The sequence below is a fragment of the Gottfriedia acidiceleris genome, assembly GCF_004138285.1.
GTDB lineage: Bacteria > Bacillota > Bacilli > Bacillales > Bacillaceae_G > Gottfriedia > Gottfriedia acidiceleris_A.
The window spans coordinates 45,626-63,419 of the sequence record NZ_SCFN01000008.1; the positions used below are offsets into that span (position 1 = coordinate 45,626).

Annotated in this window: 9 protein-coding genes; 8 read left to right on the top strand and 1 reads right to left on the bottom strand. The window is 35.4% G+C overall.

What is annotated here, in order from left to right; genetic code table 11:
* Positions 1-328: 328 nt before the first annotated feature.
* The 8 genes from EP747_RS13795 to EP747_RS13830 all read left to right on the top strand — a co-directional run bounded on the left by EP747_RS13795 (position 329) and on the right by EP747_RS13830 (position 16,115).
* Positions 329-2,269 (top strand): BglG family transcription antiterminator, encoded by a 1,941-nt coding sequence (locus EP747_RS13795; protein ID WP_129690715.1) that lies wholly within the window; start codon positions 329-331, stop codon positions 2,267-2,269.
* Between the two features lie 284 nt (positions 2,270-2,553).
* The gene (locus EP747_RS13800) at positions 2,554-6,867 is read left to right on the top strand and encodes an InlB B-repeat-containing protein (protein ID WP_129690716.1); all 4,314 of its coding nucleotides are present in this window, start codon (positions 2,554-2,556) and stop codon (positions 6,865-6,867) included.
* Between the two features lie 98 nt (positions 6,868-6,965).
* Positions 6,966-8,270, top strand: coding sequence for a PTS cellobiose transporter subunit IIC (celB, locus tag EP747_RS13805; RefSeq protein WP_129690717.1), 1,305 nt, complete (start codon positions 6,966-6,968; stop codon positions 8,268-8,270).
* Between the two features lie 51 nt (positions 8,271-8,321).
* Positions 8,322-8,846, top strand: coding sequence for an RDD family protein (locus EP747_RS13810; protein WP_129690718.1), 525 nt, complete (start codon positions 8,322-8,324; stop codon positions 8,844-8,846).
* Between the two features lie 28 nt (positions 8,847-8,874).
* Positions 8,875-9,183 carry a PTS sugar transporter subunit IIB gene (locus EP747_RS13815; RefSeq protein ID WP_129690719.1) on the top strand — a complete coding sequence of 103 codons (309 nt, stop codon included), beginning with the start codon at positions 8,875-8,877 and terminating at the stop codon, positions 9,181-9,183.
* A 141-nt stretch (positions 9,184-9,324) separates the two neighbouring features.
* Positions 9,325-9,636, top strand: a complete 312-nt coding sequence (locus EP747_RS13820; RefSeq protein WP_097974004.1) for a PTS lactose/cellobiose transporter subunit IIA — start codon at positions 9,325-9,327, stop codon at positions 9,634-9,636.
* On the top strand, positions 9,636-10,952 hold the full coding sequence (locus tag EP747_RS13825) for a 6-phospho-beta-glucosidase (protein ID WP_129690720.1): 1,317 nt from the start codon (positions 9,636-9,638) through the stop codon (positions 10,950-10,952). Before EP747_RS13820 ends, EP747_RS13825 begins: the two co-directional genes overlap by 1 nt.
* 624 nt (positions 10,953-11,576) lie before the next feature.
* Positions 11,577-16,115 (top strand): S8 family serine peptidase, encoded by a 4,539-nt coding sequence (locus EP747_RS13830; RefSeq protein WP_165347052.1) that lies wholly within the window; start codon positions 11,577-11,579, stop codon positions 16,113-16,115.
* A 146-nt stretch (positions 16,116-16,261) separates the two neighbouring features.
* On the opposite strand, the gene EP747_RS13835 is transcribed toward EP747_RS13830, so the two are convergent.
* Positions 16,262-17,680, bottom strand: coding sequence for an amino acid permease (locus EP747_RS13835; RefSeq protein WP_129690722.1), 1,419 nt, complete (start codon positions 17,678-17,680; stop codon positions 16,262-16,264).
* Positions 17,681-17,794 lie beyond the last annotated feature (114 nt).

The window sequence follows — 17,794 nt, forward strand, 5'->3', positions numbered from 1 at the left end:
AACCTCGTCTTACAGAATTTCTAATACGTTGTTAAGAAATGCTTAAAACAACAAAAAGCTAAAATCCTTGATCTTAGTGCTTTTATGCTAAGAAAAGGATTTTTTTTGTATACAAAAGAAATAGAATCTGTTTGTGTTAGTAAAATGTACCTGTATTTTATGGTAGGACATAGGTCGTATTATAGCAGTAGAAGGTAGTGTGACATATGAACTAGACTTATTTGTTTTAAATTGCGAACTATTTTGGAAAAATTCAAACTGTTAAATAGATTTGTTGGAAAGTAAACTTAAAATACTAGATTAGGCATCTAGGGTGGTGAGGTAATGTATGCGAAGAGATTTAATTTTGCAATATTTGTATCAAAAAGGAAAATCACTAACTTCACAAGAACTTGAATCAGAATTCGCCATTTCGAATCGTACTTTACGAAATGAATTAAAAGAATTAAACACGATTGGAGAAAAGTCCGGATTTGTGATTCAGAAAAAACGTGGTGAAGGCTATTTACTTCATGTTGAAAACCAAGAGTTGGTTCAAACGTATTTGAAAGAAATAGACGGAGCATTATCTCCAGATTTACCTCGAGTTCGAGTGAATAATATTATTATGCTTTTGCTTCAAACGACAGAATTTCAAACGATCGATATGTTTGCTGATAGTCTAATGATTAGCAGATCGACAGTTTTTACAGACATGATAGAAGTTGAAAAGCAAGTTAGGATTTTTGATCTAAAAGTAGAAACAAAATCACGTTACGGAGTTCGGTTACTAGGTGACGAAACAAATTTTAGAAGGGCGTTTTCCTACTTTTTAAGTCAAAAAGAAACAGGATTGTTAAAAAAGTCAATTTATCAAACTTTCGAGAAAGCGTTTCCGTTTGCGGAAATTCGAGCTGTTTTGAGTGAAGAAGTACAGAATAATCAACTGAAATTAAGTTATTTTGCACTTGAGAATATTTTAGTGCATATCCAAGTACTCTCGTTTCGAGTAACTCAACACAACTTTATCTTGCCTAATCAAGAAAAAAAGTTAGATGTTTCTCTAATCAAACCGTCGTTTATGAATATAGCAAAGAGAATTTGTGAAATTCTTTCTGAACTATATCATGTCGTATTACCAGAGAGTGAAATAATCTATTTAGCTGCTCATATAAGTGGTAAATCGAGTGTAGACGATATTGAGGAACATGAAAAAAATGACTTAAAACAAAAACTAAAGAATTGTTTAGAAAGATTAGATCAAACATTCTTAACTCAGTTTTCAGGTGATCAGCAACTTTTAAATACGATGATCATGCATATGTATCCATTGTTAAGAAGATTATATTTCAATTTAAAGCTTACGAATCCATTGATAGATGATGTATACAGTAGGTATTCGGATGTATTTATGATTGCTTTAAATTTTTCTGAAATGATAAAGGAAATATGGGGATTCGAACTTTCTAGTGACGAAATGGGTTACATTACAATGCATTTAGCTGCTCATGTTGAAAGGGAGAAGCAAAAACAATTAAGTTCCTACAAAAAAATTCTACTATCTTACGGATTAGGAGCAGGATCAGCCGATTTAATGAAAATGAAACTTGAAACACTTTTTCAAGGGGCAGTAATTGACGTCGTTGTGTATAGTGAGCTTCAATTAGTAAATTTAGAATATTACGATTTATTAGTTTCATCGACTTCGATTCCCTTTGACAATATTTCGATTCCGTATATTCAAGTAGCACCAATACTAACTGAAACGGATGTCCAAAGAATTCGTCGTACGCTTACTAGATACCCAGCTAACAAAGTTAAAGAAGATGTACCTACACTTTTATCTTTATTTCATACAGATTTGTTTTATATAGAAGAAAGCAAAGAGTCGTTTGACTACAAAGCCTTTATTAAAGAAAAGGCGAAAAGTGTTGTTGAACTAGGATTTGCAGCACCTAACTATCCTACTTTAGTTGTCGACCGTGAAGAAAAAATATCGACGATACTGCAAAATGGAATAGCTGCGCCACATGCATTAAAAATGGTTGCTATCCAAGATTCAATCAGTGTGGTGATCTTTAAAAATCCGCCAACAATCGATGGAAAAGTTGTACAAATCCTATTTTTAATTAATCTTCGTGCCGGAGACTTGTTTTTACACAAAGAATTAAGTCGATTATTTTTACACTTAATGGATCACCCCGAGACGAAGCAGAAAGTATTAAAATCAAATAATTTCAACGATTTTCAATATGAAATTTCAAAAATCTTGTTTCAGTATGGTTCGTAATCGTAAACGTTCATCTAGTTAAAAATTAGTTTCAAACTGAAAGAGTTTAGCTGGGTGAACGATACGATTACGAATTAATATACTCTGTATTATTAGTTCACTCCATTTTCATACGTATGTAAGCGATTACTTTTTTAGCGGAATAAACAGTTGAATAAATACATTCAAGATACTGCTGATTAAAATATTTGCTTAAATAGGTATCCCGCTAAAATGGAGATGGCAGAAGAAAAAAGCAATTTTAAGTTAAAAACATTAAAAATATATATTTTGGAGGAAGTTAAATGAAAAGAAATAAATGGTTTTTGGGTAGAGCTTTACCGGCTTCAGTATTAGCAGCTTCAATGTTTGCAGGTACTTTTAACAGTGTAGTAGTTAATGCTGCTCCTACCATTTCAACTCAATCTACTGTATCTCCTATTTCAACTGGTACTAAGATTTATATGACAACTACACAAATCACTCATGCAAAACCTGCTGATTTAGATACAACAAAGCCAGTAAAATGGACAACTTCTGATCCATATGTTGCATATGTTGATACGATTGGTAACGCAAAAGGTGATTATAGCGGAAAGATTTTAGGGGTATCTGGTGGTACTGCAAGAATCACTGGTACTGGAGTAGATATGAGTGGTAATGCAAAAACTGTGAATATTACGGTTACCGTAAGTGAGACACAGTCATCTACAAATCTTGAAAAGCTTGTTTATTATTACAATGCTGGAGATTCAAATATTCCGGTTGAACTAAAAGACTCAAAATGGGAAACAACAAATATTCCTACTGCACCATCAGGAGTTAAATTCCCATCTAAGAGCTATGTTGGCTATGTAAATGGAGAAAGTGGCGTAAAATGGTTAGTTTCAAAAGATACTTTAATCAAGTCAAACGATAAAATTATTCTTGGTGATGAAAGAGCTCATGGAGTAATTACTGGTATCGTATCTGATGCAATTACACTTTACGATCCAAACTTAGCACCAGCAGATCAAATTCAGTATCTACAAGGTGGAAGATATATTCCTCAAACTGGTGAATCTTCAGGTTCTGGTACTAATAATTCTGGTGCGGCTGCAACTTTTAACGCAAAAGAAGTGATTACAAACATTATGCCTGATGGTAATAATGGACTTTGGGTTCTAGGTGAAAAAGGTAATGCAACGCATATCGTTAGAAAACAAATGTCACTAATGGGTAAATCTTTACTACAAACAGAGGTTTCTAGAAACTATACAGATAGATTTGGGTTCCAATCAGGTAGTATGTCTTTCTCTTCTACAGCGGACATGGTTAAAGCTCTTATGACAGCTGATAAAGACGCTGCTAGAGCAACAGGTGATACAGACAATGATGGTCTTTGGACGACAATGTATGCTTCTGGTGAAATCTGGAGATACAACTACATGAAGGAAAACTTCGGAGCATCTGATGAAAGAACAAAAGATGCAAAAGCATCTGCTATTCGTGCAGTTGAATCAATTGTAACTCTTGGTTATATATCTGGTACGCAATTAAAAGTTACATCTAAAAACAATGTAAACGACTATGTGTATGTTGTTAACTCTTACGGTGGAAACGTATCAACGATCGATGAAGCAAAAGCGTGGCTTGCAGAGAACGAAGGAAAGCCAGTTTACGTTGATGAAAATGGTAAGTATACATTAGATCACACAAAAAAACCTGCTTCATCTGGATTCTTTGCTAGATCGTACAAGGTTAATACAAGTAATAACGGTGCTACAGTTCCAGAAGCTGAAACTTGGGATAATGCATGGATTAAAAAGAAGGCAGGACAAGCTGAAGATATAAATGGAGATACAGTTTACTATAACGTGCCAGGATCTTTCAAAAATGGAACGAATAATGCTCTTAAAGCTTATGACACAGTTGCAGTACCTCCACGTTTAACAGAAATATTTGCAAACCAAAACGAAGGTATGGATGCTGATACAAAAGCTTTAGACTCAAATAAAGTTGTTTACAAAGCAACAACATCTACAGATGAATTAGTAGGTCATTATTTTACACTTGATCTAGCATATAAAGCGTTCAAAGATGAGGATCCAGAACTAGCAGCGTTAATTAAAAATAATATGATTAACCACACAAATGCATTAATGCTAAACAACTATTTCCAACTGACTGTTAACGGCGAGAACCCAACTGAATCTCGTTTTAATGAGGGAACGATTCGTGGAAATGGATTAAACGTTCCAAATGCTCCAACTAGATGGGCAAATTTAAACCCTGAATACCTTGATGGTAATAAGGATGCATGGGGAAGAGACGCAGACTATGAAGATGGTCCTTTAAATGCACAATTACTGTTACAAGCACTTGTAGTTGCAAGAGATTTAGGTGGATATAGTGACACTGAAAAAGAAATACTAAAAGCTCAAAAAATTAATATTGCTGAACCACTTGACTATGCAAACGAGTACAAAGTAATGAACGGTGAAAAAGCGTCAACAAAGGCTAATGAACACAATGATTTTGAAGTAAGATATCCAAAAACACACAATTCAAAATCGATGCTTGATATGACATTACAATATCTTGCAAGATACTTTGGTATTGCTGCTCATAATGGTGATGATATCGGTGTAAACGGTGTAACTCATGAATCATATATGAACTACTCGGATGAAGAAGAAGAAGCTTTAGCATACTACACATTATCTCATCATGCTGATAAGTTTAACGGTGACGAAATCTTAGAAGGTATGAATCAATGGTGGACAAACGAAAAGAGAGAGAAAAATCCATTCATGACAACTTTCTATGCAGCTTCACTTGGTGCATTGAAAGCAAAAGGAATTGATATCGGAAATGCACAAGTTGATCTTGCAGGTTCAGAATGGCAAATGTCACGTATCCCTAACAATTTCATGAACTGGGATGTTCTTTCTGCAAACAGAAATGACGTAACACATGTAGCACCAAATCTTATGGTTGACCAATTAATTCCACGTGATGAAGTTATGATGTCTAAATACAATACAAACATTTTCGGAACGATGGATCGAAGAACAATTGACTCTGGTAACAGCAGAACAATGGAATCATCAACTGTAATCTCAATGCCTTACTGGATCACTCAAAACCCTGAAGATGCTGCTAATGTAGAAGAGTTAGGATCAAAAGTTACTGCACCAGTAAACAATGGTACAGAAAGCTTAGGTTATCCAACTAACATTGCAAAGATGAATCCTCATGCGAAATATAATGAAGATACACATACATTTACGATTAATGTGGGTGACTCGGTTAAGCTTGATGCAAAAACAACGGGCTATGTTAGAAATGTGTCTTGGGCAACGAATGCTTGGGATCAAGCAGGATACAGCAATGGATTACCTTCACAAATCAATGCTGAATCAAATGTTTCTCAAGTGATCGACCTAAGAAATCTAGCAACTTATGGTGATGAAGGTAACGTAAAGCCAACCGACTTAAGTGTAAATGGCGAGTACTATGGTTCATACGCAACTGCTTTAAAACCAGGAACTTGTACAGTTTCGGCATATGTGATCGATGGATTCTTTAGAACACCGAAAAAAATAACTTACACTATCAAAGTTGTTGATCCGAAGAAATCAGCTGAAACAATTGCTCCTACTGAGCTTGACAAGAACTCATTTGCATATCCAACTTGGTTAAAAGATGCAATGGCTGAAAAAGGATTAAATACAGATGGAAACAAATATGTAGAAGTTAGTTACGAATCATCTTCACCAGACGATGTTGTTGTTGATGAAGATGGAAAAGTAACGTACAACACTGATAAACCAGCTAACATCACTGCGACGGTTGTATACTCTGCAATGACATTGAACGGAGATCCACAATTTGCAAATGATAGTCACGTGATGACGTTTGTACGCACAGTATCTAAAGATGCAAAACAAAAAGTATCATTTGATTCAAAAGGTGGATCGGTAATAGATTCAAAGACTGCAAGTTACAATGAGGAAATTACATCTCCAACACCAACAAAAACGGGTTATACATTCCTTGGTTGGTATAAAGATGAAGCAGGTACTCAAGTGTGGAACTTTGCAACTGATAAAGTAACAGAATCTACAACACTTTACGCTAAATGGGGTACTAACAAACACACAGTTACATTTAACAGTAAAGGTGGATCTAAAGTAGCTACTATAACAGGAAACTATGATTCTGTCATTGCGAAACCAGCTAACCCAACGAAAAAAGGATTTGTCTTTGTTGGATGGTACAAAGATGCAGCGCTTAAAACAGCGTGGAACTTTACTACTGATAAAGTAACAGCTAATACAACACTTTACGCAAAATGGGATGTTGCTAAACCAACAGGGTTAAAAGTAACAAAAGCAAGTACTACTTCAATTAAAGTGAATTGGACTGGAGTAAGTGGTGTTTCTGGTTATGAAATCGTTCGTGCTACAAAAAGCGATTTCTCTGATAAAACAACAAAAACAACTACAACTGGAACATATACTGCAACAGGATTAGTTAAAGGTAAAACGTACTACTTTAAAGTTCGTGCTTTCACTCTTGATGGAAATGTTAAAGTTTACGGAAGTTACACAACTGTTATTAAATTCAAACTTTAAAACTTAATTATTGAAAAGAAAAAACTCTAAAAGGATCTTGGTATATGGGGAATTATTGATTTACCAAGATCCTAATTCCTTAGAGAGGGGAAAAAGAAATGAACAGTAATTTTTTTGAAAAAAAATTCTTACCGATCGCTTCGAAAATAGGTAATCAAAGACACTTACTTGCTTTGCGTGACGGTATTATGTTTGCCATGCCACTAATGATCATTGGTTCATTTTTCATTATCGTAGCTTGGTTAGAAGCAGAATGGTATCAAAACTTCATGTCAAAAATATTTGGCGAAAATTGGAATGCTTTCGGAGATATCGTTTATAACGGTTCAATGGGGATTATCGCTTTAGTTGCAGTATTTGGGGTAGCGTATTCCTTAGCAAGTAGTTATAAGGTCGATAAAAAGAATATTGATGGAGTTCCAGCTGGAGTATTAGCATTAGCAAGCTATTTAATTGTTAACATTATGAGCACGTTTAAAGATGGTAAGGAAAGCGTTTCTGCTTGGTCGCCTGATCTATTTGGTGCACAATACTTGTTCGTAGGATTAATTGTAGCAATTATTACTGCTGAAATTTATCGTTTCTTCTTACAAAAGAAGATCATCATCACGTTACCAGATACTGTACCGCCAACAGTTTCACGTTCATTTACGGCTCTTATTCCTGGTTTTGTGATTATCCTGTTCTTCTTATTAGTTCGATACGGATTTAGTCATACTGGATGGGGAGATTTTGCAACGTTTGTTCATAAAGTTGTAACACAACCATTTACAATTTTAGGTTCAACTTATATTGGTACACTTGTCGCATGTTTAATGGAACATCTTTTATGGAGCTTTGGTATCCACGGTTCTTCGATTATCACGTCTGTTATGGAACCAATTTGGATTACAAATGCTGATGCAAACTTAGCAGCAGTTAAAGCAGGTAAAGAGTTACCACATATCATTACGTATACATTCTATGAGAATGGAATCTGGATGGGTGGATCTGGTGCTACTTTACCAGTTGCGATCTATATGACGTTTTTAGCAAAGTCAAAACTTCTTAAGAAGGTAGGACGTCTAGCAATTGGGCCATCTATCTTTAACGTAAATGAGCCAATTATGTTTGGTGTTCCGATTGTTTTAAATCCATTTTTAATGATTCCTTATATTCTAGCTCCGGTAGCAGTATTAACAGTAACGTACTTTGGTACGGCAATGGGAATTTTCCCACATACGACTGGAACGATCATTCCGTGGACAACTCCATATTTCATAAGTGGTTATCTAATGACGGGTGGTAAGATTATGGGTGTAGTCATGCAATTGGTAGCTTTTGCAGTGGCTTCGATTATTTGGTTCCCATTCATTCGTATTTGGGATAAGAAAAATTTAGAATTGGAGAAAGCTAGTAAATAATACTCCCAGGTAAATAGATGGATAATTGATTAGAAGAAGGGACTACAACTTATGGGAAATCGACAAAAAATTATTACTTCGTTTCGATTAAAAAGAATCGGTGCCTTTGCCATTGATGCAATAATTGTTTCAATCATCTTGTCAATTGTGTATCGAATTACGGGACTCCCAAACTTTCCAGGGGTTCTAGCAAATATGATTGAGCTTCAAAAATCAGTGAGTGGAGCTGTTGGACAGGATGCAACCGTAAGGGTAATGGCTCTTTTTAATGAAGCATTTTTACAATCGCTTATAATCTATTTTTGTTATGACGTTGTAACAACCCTATTATTGAGAGGATCAACAATTGGAAAGATGATCTTTCGATTAAAGTTAACACGTATTAATAACAAAAAGGGAAAGCTTCCTTATATATTACTAGTGATTGTTAGAAGTTTCTTTAAATTTTTGACGATGTTTATTTTTCAAGGTATCCCGTTCTTCTTATCCGTTATTAGCATGTTTGCTAATCAAAAATCATTAGCTGTACATGATCGAATCGGTCGATTTGTCGTTATTAATAAGAACGAAGCATAAAAACTTACTAAAGAAAGAGGAAATCATCATGAATATCTTACTTTGCTGCGCTGCGGGCATGTCAACAAGTCTAATCGTTTCTAAAATGGAAAAAGTTGCTGATTCAAAAGGGATTTCAGCACGTATATGGGCAGTTTCAGAATCAGTTGTTCGTTCAGAAATCGAAGAAGCTGATGTGTTATTATTAGGTCCACAAGTACGTTTCCTTTTAGAAGAAATGGAAGAAATCTGTGAAGAGAAAAACATTCCAGTTGAAGTAATTAATATGATGAATTATGGTATGTGCGATGGTGAAGCGATTTTAGAGCAAGCTATCAATTTAGTTGAAAATAAGTAGTAACTGTTAAAGAAGTGACTTTTCTGATCTTTGATCAAGCAAAATTCGATGAATACCTTAAAGGTTTATAACTTTGAAAATTAATAGCCGTTGGGTTATGACGATAAAAAATTTTATTAATAAAGAGAGGAGGTCAGTTTTATGGTAAAAAATGAAACAGAAATTTTCACGCTGATTCTTCATGGTGGAAATGGTCGAAGTGCTGCAATGGAAGCGATTCAAGCAGCAAAAAAACAAGACTTCGATTTAGCTCGCAAGAAATTGAAAGAATCAGGTGATGCTTTAAATGAGGCACACCATATCCAAACAACGCTTATTCAATCAGAGATTGGTGGCACTCCAACGGAGATTTCACTTTTAATGATTCATGCTCAAGATCACTTAATGAATGCAATGACTGTAAAAGACTTGGCTAAAGAGTTCGTTGACATGTATGAAAGGGGCCTAAAGTAATGTCAAAGAAGTTTAAAATCGTGACAATAGGTGGAGGCTCTAGTTATACACCAGAATTAGTTGAGGGAATTATTAAGCGCTATGAACAAATCCCAGTAACTGAGCTGTGGCTTGTCGATGTCGAAGCTGGTCGCGAAAAATTAGAAACAGTTGGTGCACTAGCAAAGCGTATGGTCAAAAAAGCTGGAGTACCAATGGAGATTCATCTTTCGTATGATCGTCGTGAGGCTTTAAAAGATGCTGATTTTGTTACAACACAGCTCCGTGTTGGACAACTAGCTGCACGCGCACTTGATGAAAGAATTCCACTTAAACATGGCGTAATCGGTCAAGAAACAAATGGTGCAGGTGGATTGTTTAAAGCCTTACGTACAATTCCTGTTATTTTGGATATTTGTAAAGAAGTTGAAGAGTTATGTCCAAATGCTTGGATCCTTAACTTTACAAACCCTGCCGGAATGGTAACAGAAGCAGCATTAAGATATTCAAATATTAAGAGATTTATAGGTCTATGTAATATACCAATCGGAATGGAAATGGGTGTTGCAAAACTATTAAACGTAGATCATTCGCGTGTACGTATTGATTTTGCAGGTCTAAATCACATGGTATTTGGAACAGAGGTTTATTTAGACGGAGTTAGTGTAAAAGAGCAAGTACTTGAAATGATTATGGATCCTGCTAATGCTAGTTTTGTAAAAAATATAGATGCTGAAGAATGGGCACCTGAATTCCTAAAAGCGATCAATGTCATTCCTTGTTCATATCACCATTACTACTATAAAACATCTGAAATGCTTGAAAGAGCATTAAAAGATTTTGAATCGAATGAAACGCGTGCAGAAGTCGTGCAAAAAATTGAAGCATCTCTTTTTGAAAAGTATAAAGATGAAGCGCTAGATGTAAAACCACCTGAGTTAGAAAAACGTGGTGGAGCTTACTATTCTGATGCGGCTTGTCGTTTAATTTCATCTATTTATAATGATACGAGAGATATCCAACCTTTAAATACGATGAACAAGGGCGCTATTTCAGGCTTACCATATGACGGAGCAGTAGAGGTTAGCTGTGTCATCACAAAAGATGGTCCAATTCCACTGACAATCGGGGAATTACCAGTTCCAGTTCGAGGATTAATTCAAACGATTAAATCTTTCGAACAGACAGCAATTGAGGCTGCTGTAGAAGGAAATCGTGAAAAAGCAATTCTTGCATTGACGATTAATCCGCTTGTAGCAAACGATAAAGTAGCTGTAGCCATCGTTGACGAAATGTTAGAAGCTCATAGAGAATATTTACCGAGGTTTTTTAAATAAAACGAATGTTTAAGGCAGCGAACTCGATGTGGGTGCTGTCTTTTTTGTTTTTTGACTTATTAAAAGCTATTCGTTAGCCACGGGCCTTCTTAATGCTTATTTAATTTGGGATTTCAAACACATAAATTTACTATATAAGTCTTACAGTATTTTTTTCTATTTTTAAAAAATTTATGAATATTTATCTAGATAAATAAACAATTCTAGAACTTTAAGTCTATAAAATACATACTTAAAACGCTAATATAATACAAAATTTTACATATTTTTATCAAAAATACAATATAACTTTAAAAATTTTGAAAATATTGGAAATTTTTTAAAGGAGTTTTGACTCAAAAAAAGAATTATTTAATTTATCTATTATTCCTTAAAAACTTTTTAAAAAATTATTAAGAAAGTATAGGCATTAATAGGTTCAATAACGATGAAAGGAGATATTAGGGGGTTATCTGGAATTAAATGTTAGAGGTAATTTGGCATGTTCTTGATTGAGAAGTATTTTCATTGAAGTGTCGATATTCCTCGAATTACCGTATTAAAAAACAGGGGAAGTTTTTTAAGAAAGTTTATACTAATCTATTTTATTTTTTACTTAAAATTTTCATGAGAGGAACTAAAGAAATGAATAACAAGAAGAACCGTAAAATTACTACATATGCTTTGGCATCTGCTCTTGCTCTTTCTAATTTAGCTTTTGTTTCACCAACTTCAGCTGAATCTTACCGACCAGGTGATTTAGCATCCAAGTTGGAACAAATTAAACAATCACAGGAAACAAAAGAACTACAAAATAAAAACAAAGTATCTGATGCGAAAGCAAATTTAAAAGCGTCAGATAAAGTTCGCGTTATCGTTGAAGTGGACGGACAGTCACCAATTGAATACGCAACAAAACAAGGAAAATTATTTAAGGACTTATCTGAAAGCCAAAAATCTAGTCTTTATGCTACTGTAGAAAGCCAACAAAACTCAGTTAAATCTAAGTTACAATCAAAAGGAATTAATATTAATTATAAGAAACAATTTTCAACTGCATTTAACGGTTTCAGTGGTGTAGTTGAGTTTGGTGATGTAGCAAAAATTGAAGCTACTTCAGGTGTAAAAAATGTTTATTTAGCAAATGAATACAATCGTCCTACAGCAGAACCATCTACACCAGATATGACGAAGAGTCATCAATTCATCCAGTCTAAAGAAACTTGGAAAGACACTGGATTTGATGGTAAAGGTATGGTTATCTCAATTATTGATACAGGAATTGACCCTACACACCGTGACTTTAAATTAACTGATCCTTCAAAAGAGGACTTAACAAAAGATTCAGTAGCTCAAATTGTAAAAGATAAAGCTTTACCAGGTAAATTCTACACTGATAAGGTTCCTTATGGTTATAACTATTATGACCAAAACAGTATCGTAACGGACCTTGGACCTGGTGCTTCCATGCATGGTATGCACGTAGCAGGTATTACGGCTGCAAACGGTGACGAAGCAAACGGTGGTATTAAAGGGGTTGCACCAGAAGCGCAAGTTCTTGCGATGAAAGTCTTCAGTAATGACCCAAGTTATCCATCTACATGGTCTGATATTTATCTTGCAGCTATCGACGATTCTATTAAACTAGGTGCTGATGTATTAAACATGAGTCTTGGTTCTGTAGCATCTTCTTATGAGCCAAATAGTGCAGAAGATCTTGCAATTACTCGTGCAGTTGACAATGGTATTGTGTGTGCTGTTTCTTCAGGTAACTCGAATCATATTGGTTATGGATGGGGAGATCCTCTATCACAAAACCCTGATATCGGTGTGACTGGAGCGCCAGGTCTTAATAAAGACACAATCTCAGTAGCTGCTTCTGGAAATGAAGCTTATCTTTATGAACATGCGATCACTGTTGATGGTAATAATGATCTTAGCGTTGTTGGTAAGGGAATTGATGCTTGGAAAAATTTATCAGATCAATTCAGTGGAAATATTCCAGTTGTAAACCTTGGTAAAAATGCTGATGGAAGCTACAAATTAGGTTCACCTGATGATTATAAAGGCGTAGATGTAAAAGGAAAAATCGTGTTAGTAGCACGTGGTTCATTAACTTTTGCTGATAAAACGAAATATGCAGCTCAAGCTGGCGCAGCTGGTATTATCGTATGGAATGCAACAAACGGTACTCAATACGGTGACCAAGGCGGATGGGATGTTCCTATTATGCTTGTTAACTCAAAAGCAGATGGTGAAGCATTATTTAATTCGATTAATGGTTCAGGAACACTACATGTCTCTCAAATTGCTAGAAATGAAAGTCCTGAAATGGGTCGTATGACAAGCTTTACTTCATGGGGAGTTACACCTAGCCTTGAGTTAAAGCCAGAAATTACAGCTCCTGGTGGAAATATCTATTCAACTGTAAATAACAATCAATATGAAGTAATGAGTGGTACTTCAATGGCAGCTCCACACGTAGCTGGTGGTTCTGCATTAGTACAAGAGTACTTGAAAAATGATAATCGTTTCAGTTCTTTAAGCTTAAGTCAACGTACTCACTTAGCAAAAGTATTATTAATGAATACAGCGAAAGTTATTAATGACTTAGATGGTCATCCATTCTCTCCACGCCGTCAAGGTGCAGGTATGATGCAAATTGAAAACGCTGTTACAACACCAGTTTACTTCTATAGTAAGGCAACAGGTGAAGCGAAATACGAATTGAAGGATTTCCAATCTAAGCAAGTTTCAATGACTTTCACAGCTAAAAATATTTCTGATAAAGATGCTGAATATAAAGTTGACACAAATGCGTTAACAGATGAATTCTATCAAACTGCTGATGTTGACCGTAATGCGCTTCAAACAGGTGCTTTAGATGGTGCAAAAATAAATGCGCCTGAAACGATTATAGTGCCAGCAGGTAAATCTGTTGATTTCACTGTGAAAATTGATTTAACTGATGCAAAAATTCCTGGATTCGATAAAGCTGGTAAAGAAATTCTAGCAGATCTTCATGACAACATTTTCGTTGAAGGTTCTGTAAATCTTATCGGTACAAATGGCAATCCAAACTTAACTGCTCCATACGTAGGCTTCTACGGCAAGTGGGACAGTCTGCCAATTCTAGATGGATTCAAAGATCTTGGTGAAACTCGTTATTTTGATTTAGCAAGAGCTTATAAAGGTGCACATGACATGGCAACTGATAACGATAGTACATTCTGGGAAGCTGCTCCTGGAAAGGATGGAGAGAAATATTACGCGTTTTCACCAAACGGAGATAACAGTTGTGATGATATCAATGCTCTTCCATCATTCTTAAGAAATGCATCAGAAGTACAATATAACATCCTTGACAAAGGTGGTAAATTCCTTCGCCGTTTAAGTGCTCAATCTGAAGTTACTAAAAATAACTATAACAATGGTAAAGGCGATATCATGAAGGATAGCGAGTCTACTATTTGGGATGGTAAAGTAAATGGTCAAGTTATGCCAGACGGTAAATACTATTACGAGATTAAATCTGTAATTGGCTACGATAATGCAGGGTGGCAGTCTAAGAAGATTCCAGTTTATATTGATACTCATGCTCCAAGTATTAAAGCAACTTATGATCCAGATAAGAAAATTGTATCTTGGGAAGGTTCAGATGATGCAACAGGAGTCAAAGTATATGGTATTTTCGTAAATGGGAAATTAGAAGGCACAACTGATAATACAAAATCTTCTTATGATCTTTCTAAAGCTCCTGCTAAAGCTTTAGTAGAAGTAGTTGCAATGGACTATGCAGGTAACGGGGCAGAAGATACTGCAACGATTGGTGACGTAGATCTTCCATTAGTATATATCACTGACGGTACGTCAGATGGTGCTGGAGGATACGTTCCTAACTCACCAGAGCCATGGGGAGCTTATAAAGATAACACAGTTCCAGTTAAAGGTTTCGTAACAGATGATATTGGTATTAAAACAGTTAAGGTTAATGGAAAAGAAGTTCCAGTTGATTTTGATGCTAAGACTGGACACTACAACTATTCAACAACTGTAACGTTTGACCAAGATGGACCGTTCACTGTTCAAGTAGAAGCAACAGATTTTGCTAACAAAAATTTCTCAGTTGCGCGTCATATTTATGTTGATACTCACGCAGCAGAAATTAATGTACTAAACGCTCCTACTCGAGTGAATAAAAATGTAGATGAAGTTACATTTAAAGTAAACTTAAAAGATAACTACAGCTACTTAAACTTCTTCGTTGGTGAAAACCACGAATTTGAAGTACCATTAATTAGCCCAGTGGATGTTGTAAAACCACTAAACAAAGTTCATGAAGTAACTGTACCGTTAAAAGAAGGACAAAATAAAATTACGTTAAGAGCGACTGACCTTGCTGGTAATGAAACAGTGAAGGAAGTAGTAATTAATCGTGCAGATGCTCCGATTAAAACTGGTTGGGTAGTAGAAAATGGCAAAAAATACTACTACAATTCTGCTGGAAAGAAAGTAACTGGCTGGTTAACGTATAATGGTAAGAAGTATTATCTAAACAGCGACGGTTCTATGTTTAATTCTGGTTGGAAAGTAATAAGTGGAAAAAGTTATTACTTCGACAAAAACGGCATAATGAAAACTGGTTGGTTAACAGTAAGTGGTAAGAAGTATTACCTAAACAGTGATGGATCAAGATTTAGCAATGGCTGGAAATCAATTAGTGGTAAATACTACTATTTCGATAAAAATGGCGTAATGAAAACTGGTTGGTTAACAGTAAGTGGTAAGAAGTATTACTTAAACAGCGATGGATCAAGAGTTAGTAATGGTTGGAAGTCAATCAGTGGTAAACACTACTACTTTGATAAAAACGGCGTAATGAAAACTGGTTGGTTAACAGTAAGTGGTAAGAAATATTACTTAAACAGTGATGGATCAAGATTTAGTAATGGCTGGAAATCAATCGGCGGTAAATACTACCACTTCGATAAAAATGGTGTAATGAAAACTGGTTGGTTAACAGTAAGTGGTAAGAAGTATTACTTAAACAGCGATGGCTCAAGATTTAACAATGGCTGGAAAAAAATCAGCGGTAAATACTATTACTTCAACAAATCAGGTGTAATGGCTGTTAATACTAAAGTAGGGAAATATAAAGTTGGAAAAGACGGAGCAAGAAAGTAAGTTTTGACCTTCTAAAAGCGTATTAGATATAGGATATCGTGGGCATGTATTCGATACAAAATCGGATACATGCTTTTTTTGTTTCGATTAAGGATGCAGAAAAGCCACAAGGAAAACAAATTTCCTTGTGGCTTTTTAATGCTGCTCTAGCTTATTTTCGTTTTATTATTGTTATTCGCTGTCTCCAGCTTACTTCTTTTCTTGCCATATAATACATAAACAACAAGTCCTATAGCCATCCAGACAATAAAGCGAATAAATGTAATGCCTGGAAGACTAGCAATTAGATAAGCCGAGAAACCGATCCCGATTATTGGAATAAGTGGAACCAATGGTGTTTTGAATCCTCTTTTTAAATCAGGACGTTTTACACGTAATACAATGATAGAAGAACAAATTAAAATAAATGCTGTTAACGTTCCAATATTAACTAATTCAGCCACTTCGTTAATTGGCGTAACACCTGCTACAAATGCAGTAATTAAACCAATTATTAAAGTAGGACGATAAGGTGTTTTATATTTAGGATGTAATTTTGTAAACCATTTTGGTAATAGACCATCTCTACTCATTGAGAACCAAATACGTGATCCAGCAAGCATAAATGAGAATAAAACGGATAGAATCCCTGTAATTGCAGCGGCAGATATGATTAACGTAATCCACTTCATTCCGATATTACTAAAGGCTTTTGCTACAGGTGCTGCGTTATTAAGTGTTTCATACGGAGCCATACCTGTAATAATAAGTGACATTGCAACATACAAACATAAAGCGACAGCTAATGATATGATAACTGCAAGTGGTAAATCACGTTGCGGTCTTTTTGCTTCTTCTGCTGCTGTCGTTAATGTGTCATAGCCGAATACAGCAAAGAATACTAGAGCTGCTCCACTCATAACGCCATGAAAACCAAATGGCATGAAAGGATGCCAGTTAGCTGAATCAATATGAAAACTTCCAACGCCAATAACTAAAAGAATAATACCTAATTTGATCATAACCATTAATGAATTAAATTTAGAACCTATTTCAGTTCCTAATGTAAGTAAGCCCGCAATTCCAAGACTAACTAAAACGGCAATTAAATCAACTTTGTGACCTGCTCCAGTACCAGGCGCGCCTTGTGCCCAAACAGGAATATGAACACCCATTTGTAATAAAAACTCTTGCATATAGCCAGACCATCCAATGGCTACTACTGCAACAACTAAGGCATACTCAAGTAACAAATCCCACCCGATTAACCAAGCTGTACCTTCTCCTAAAACAGCATAGCTGTAAGTATAAGCACTTCCGGCTACAGGTATTAATCCAGCAAATTCTGCATAACACAATGCTGCTGCTGCGCTAGCTAAACCAGCAATAATAAATGATAAAAGAACTGCCGGACCAGCGTGTTCAGCCGCTGCTACACCGGTTAATACGAAGATACCTACACCTATAATACCGCCTAAACCAATGGCAGTTAATTGCCATAAACCTAGAACGCGGTTAAGTCCGGTATTTTTAGCCCCATCCTGTTGAAGCTGTTCAATCGACTTTTTCCTGAAAAAAGCATTCATCCAAGATTCCCCCTTTTTGTGAATAATCTGTATTTTTAGTAAATAAATACACACTGCTTAAAAGAGTGTGCAGTAACTAATCAATTTGCAACGGGAGAGTTGTATTAATTCCCT

Coding starts and splice junctions, on each gene's coding strand:
- EP747_RS13810 (WP_129690718.1), top strand. CDS start 8,322: ATGGGAAATCGACAAAAAATTATTACTTCGTTTCGATTAAAAAGAATC.
- celB (WP_129690717.1), top strand. CDS start 6,966: ATGAACAGTAATTTTTTTGAAAAAAAATTCTTACCGATCGCTTCGAAA.
- EP747_RS13815 (WP_129690719.1), top strand. CDS start 8,875: ATGAATATCTTACTTTGCTGCGCTGCGGGCATGTCAACAAGTCTAATC.
- EP747_RS13825 (WP_129690720.1), top strand. CDS start 9,636: ATGTCAAAGAAGTTTAAAATCGTGACAATAGGTGGAGGCTCTAGTTAT.
- EP747_RS13830 (WP_165347052.1), top strand. CDS start 11,577: ATGAATAACAAGAAGAACCGTAAAATTACTACATATGCTTTGGCATCT.
- EP747_RS13800 (WP_129690716.1), top strand. CDS start 2,554: ATGAAAAGAAATAAATGGTTTTTGGGTAGAGCTTTACCGGCTTCAGTA.
- EP747_RS13835 (WP_129690722.1), bottom strand. CDS start 17,680: ATGAATGCTTTTTTCAGGAAAAAGTCGATTGAACAGCTTCAACAGGAT.
- EP747_RS13795 (WP_129690715.1), top strand. CDS start 329: ATGCGAAGAGATTTAATTTTGCAATATTTGTATCAAAAAGGAAAATCA.
- EP747_RS13820 (WP_097974004.1), top strand. CDS start 9,325: ATGGTAAAAAATGAAACAGAAATTTTCACGCTGATTCTTCATGGTGGA.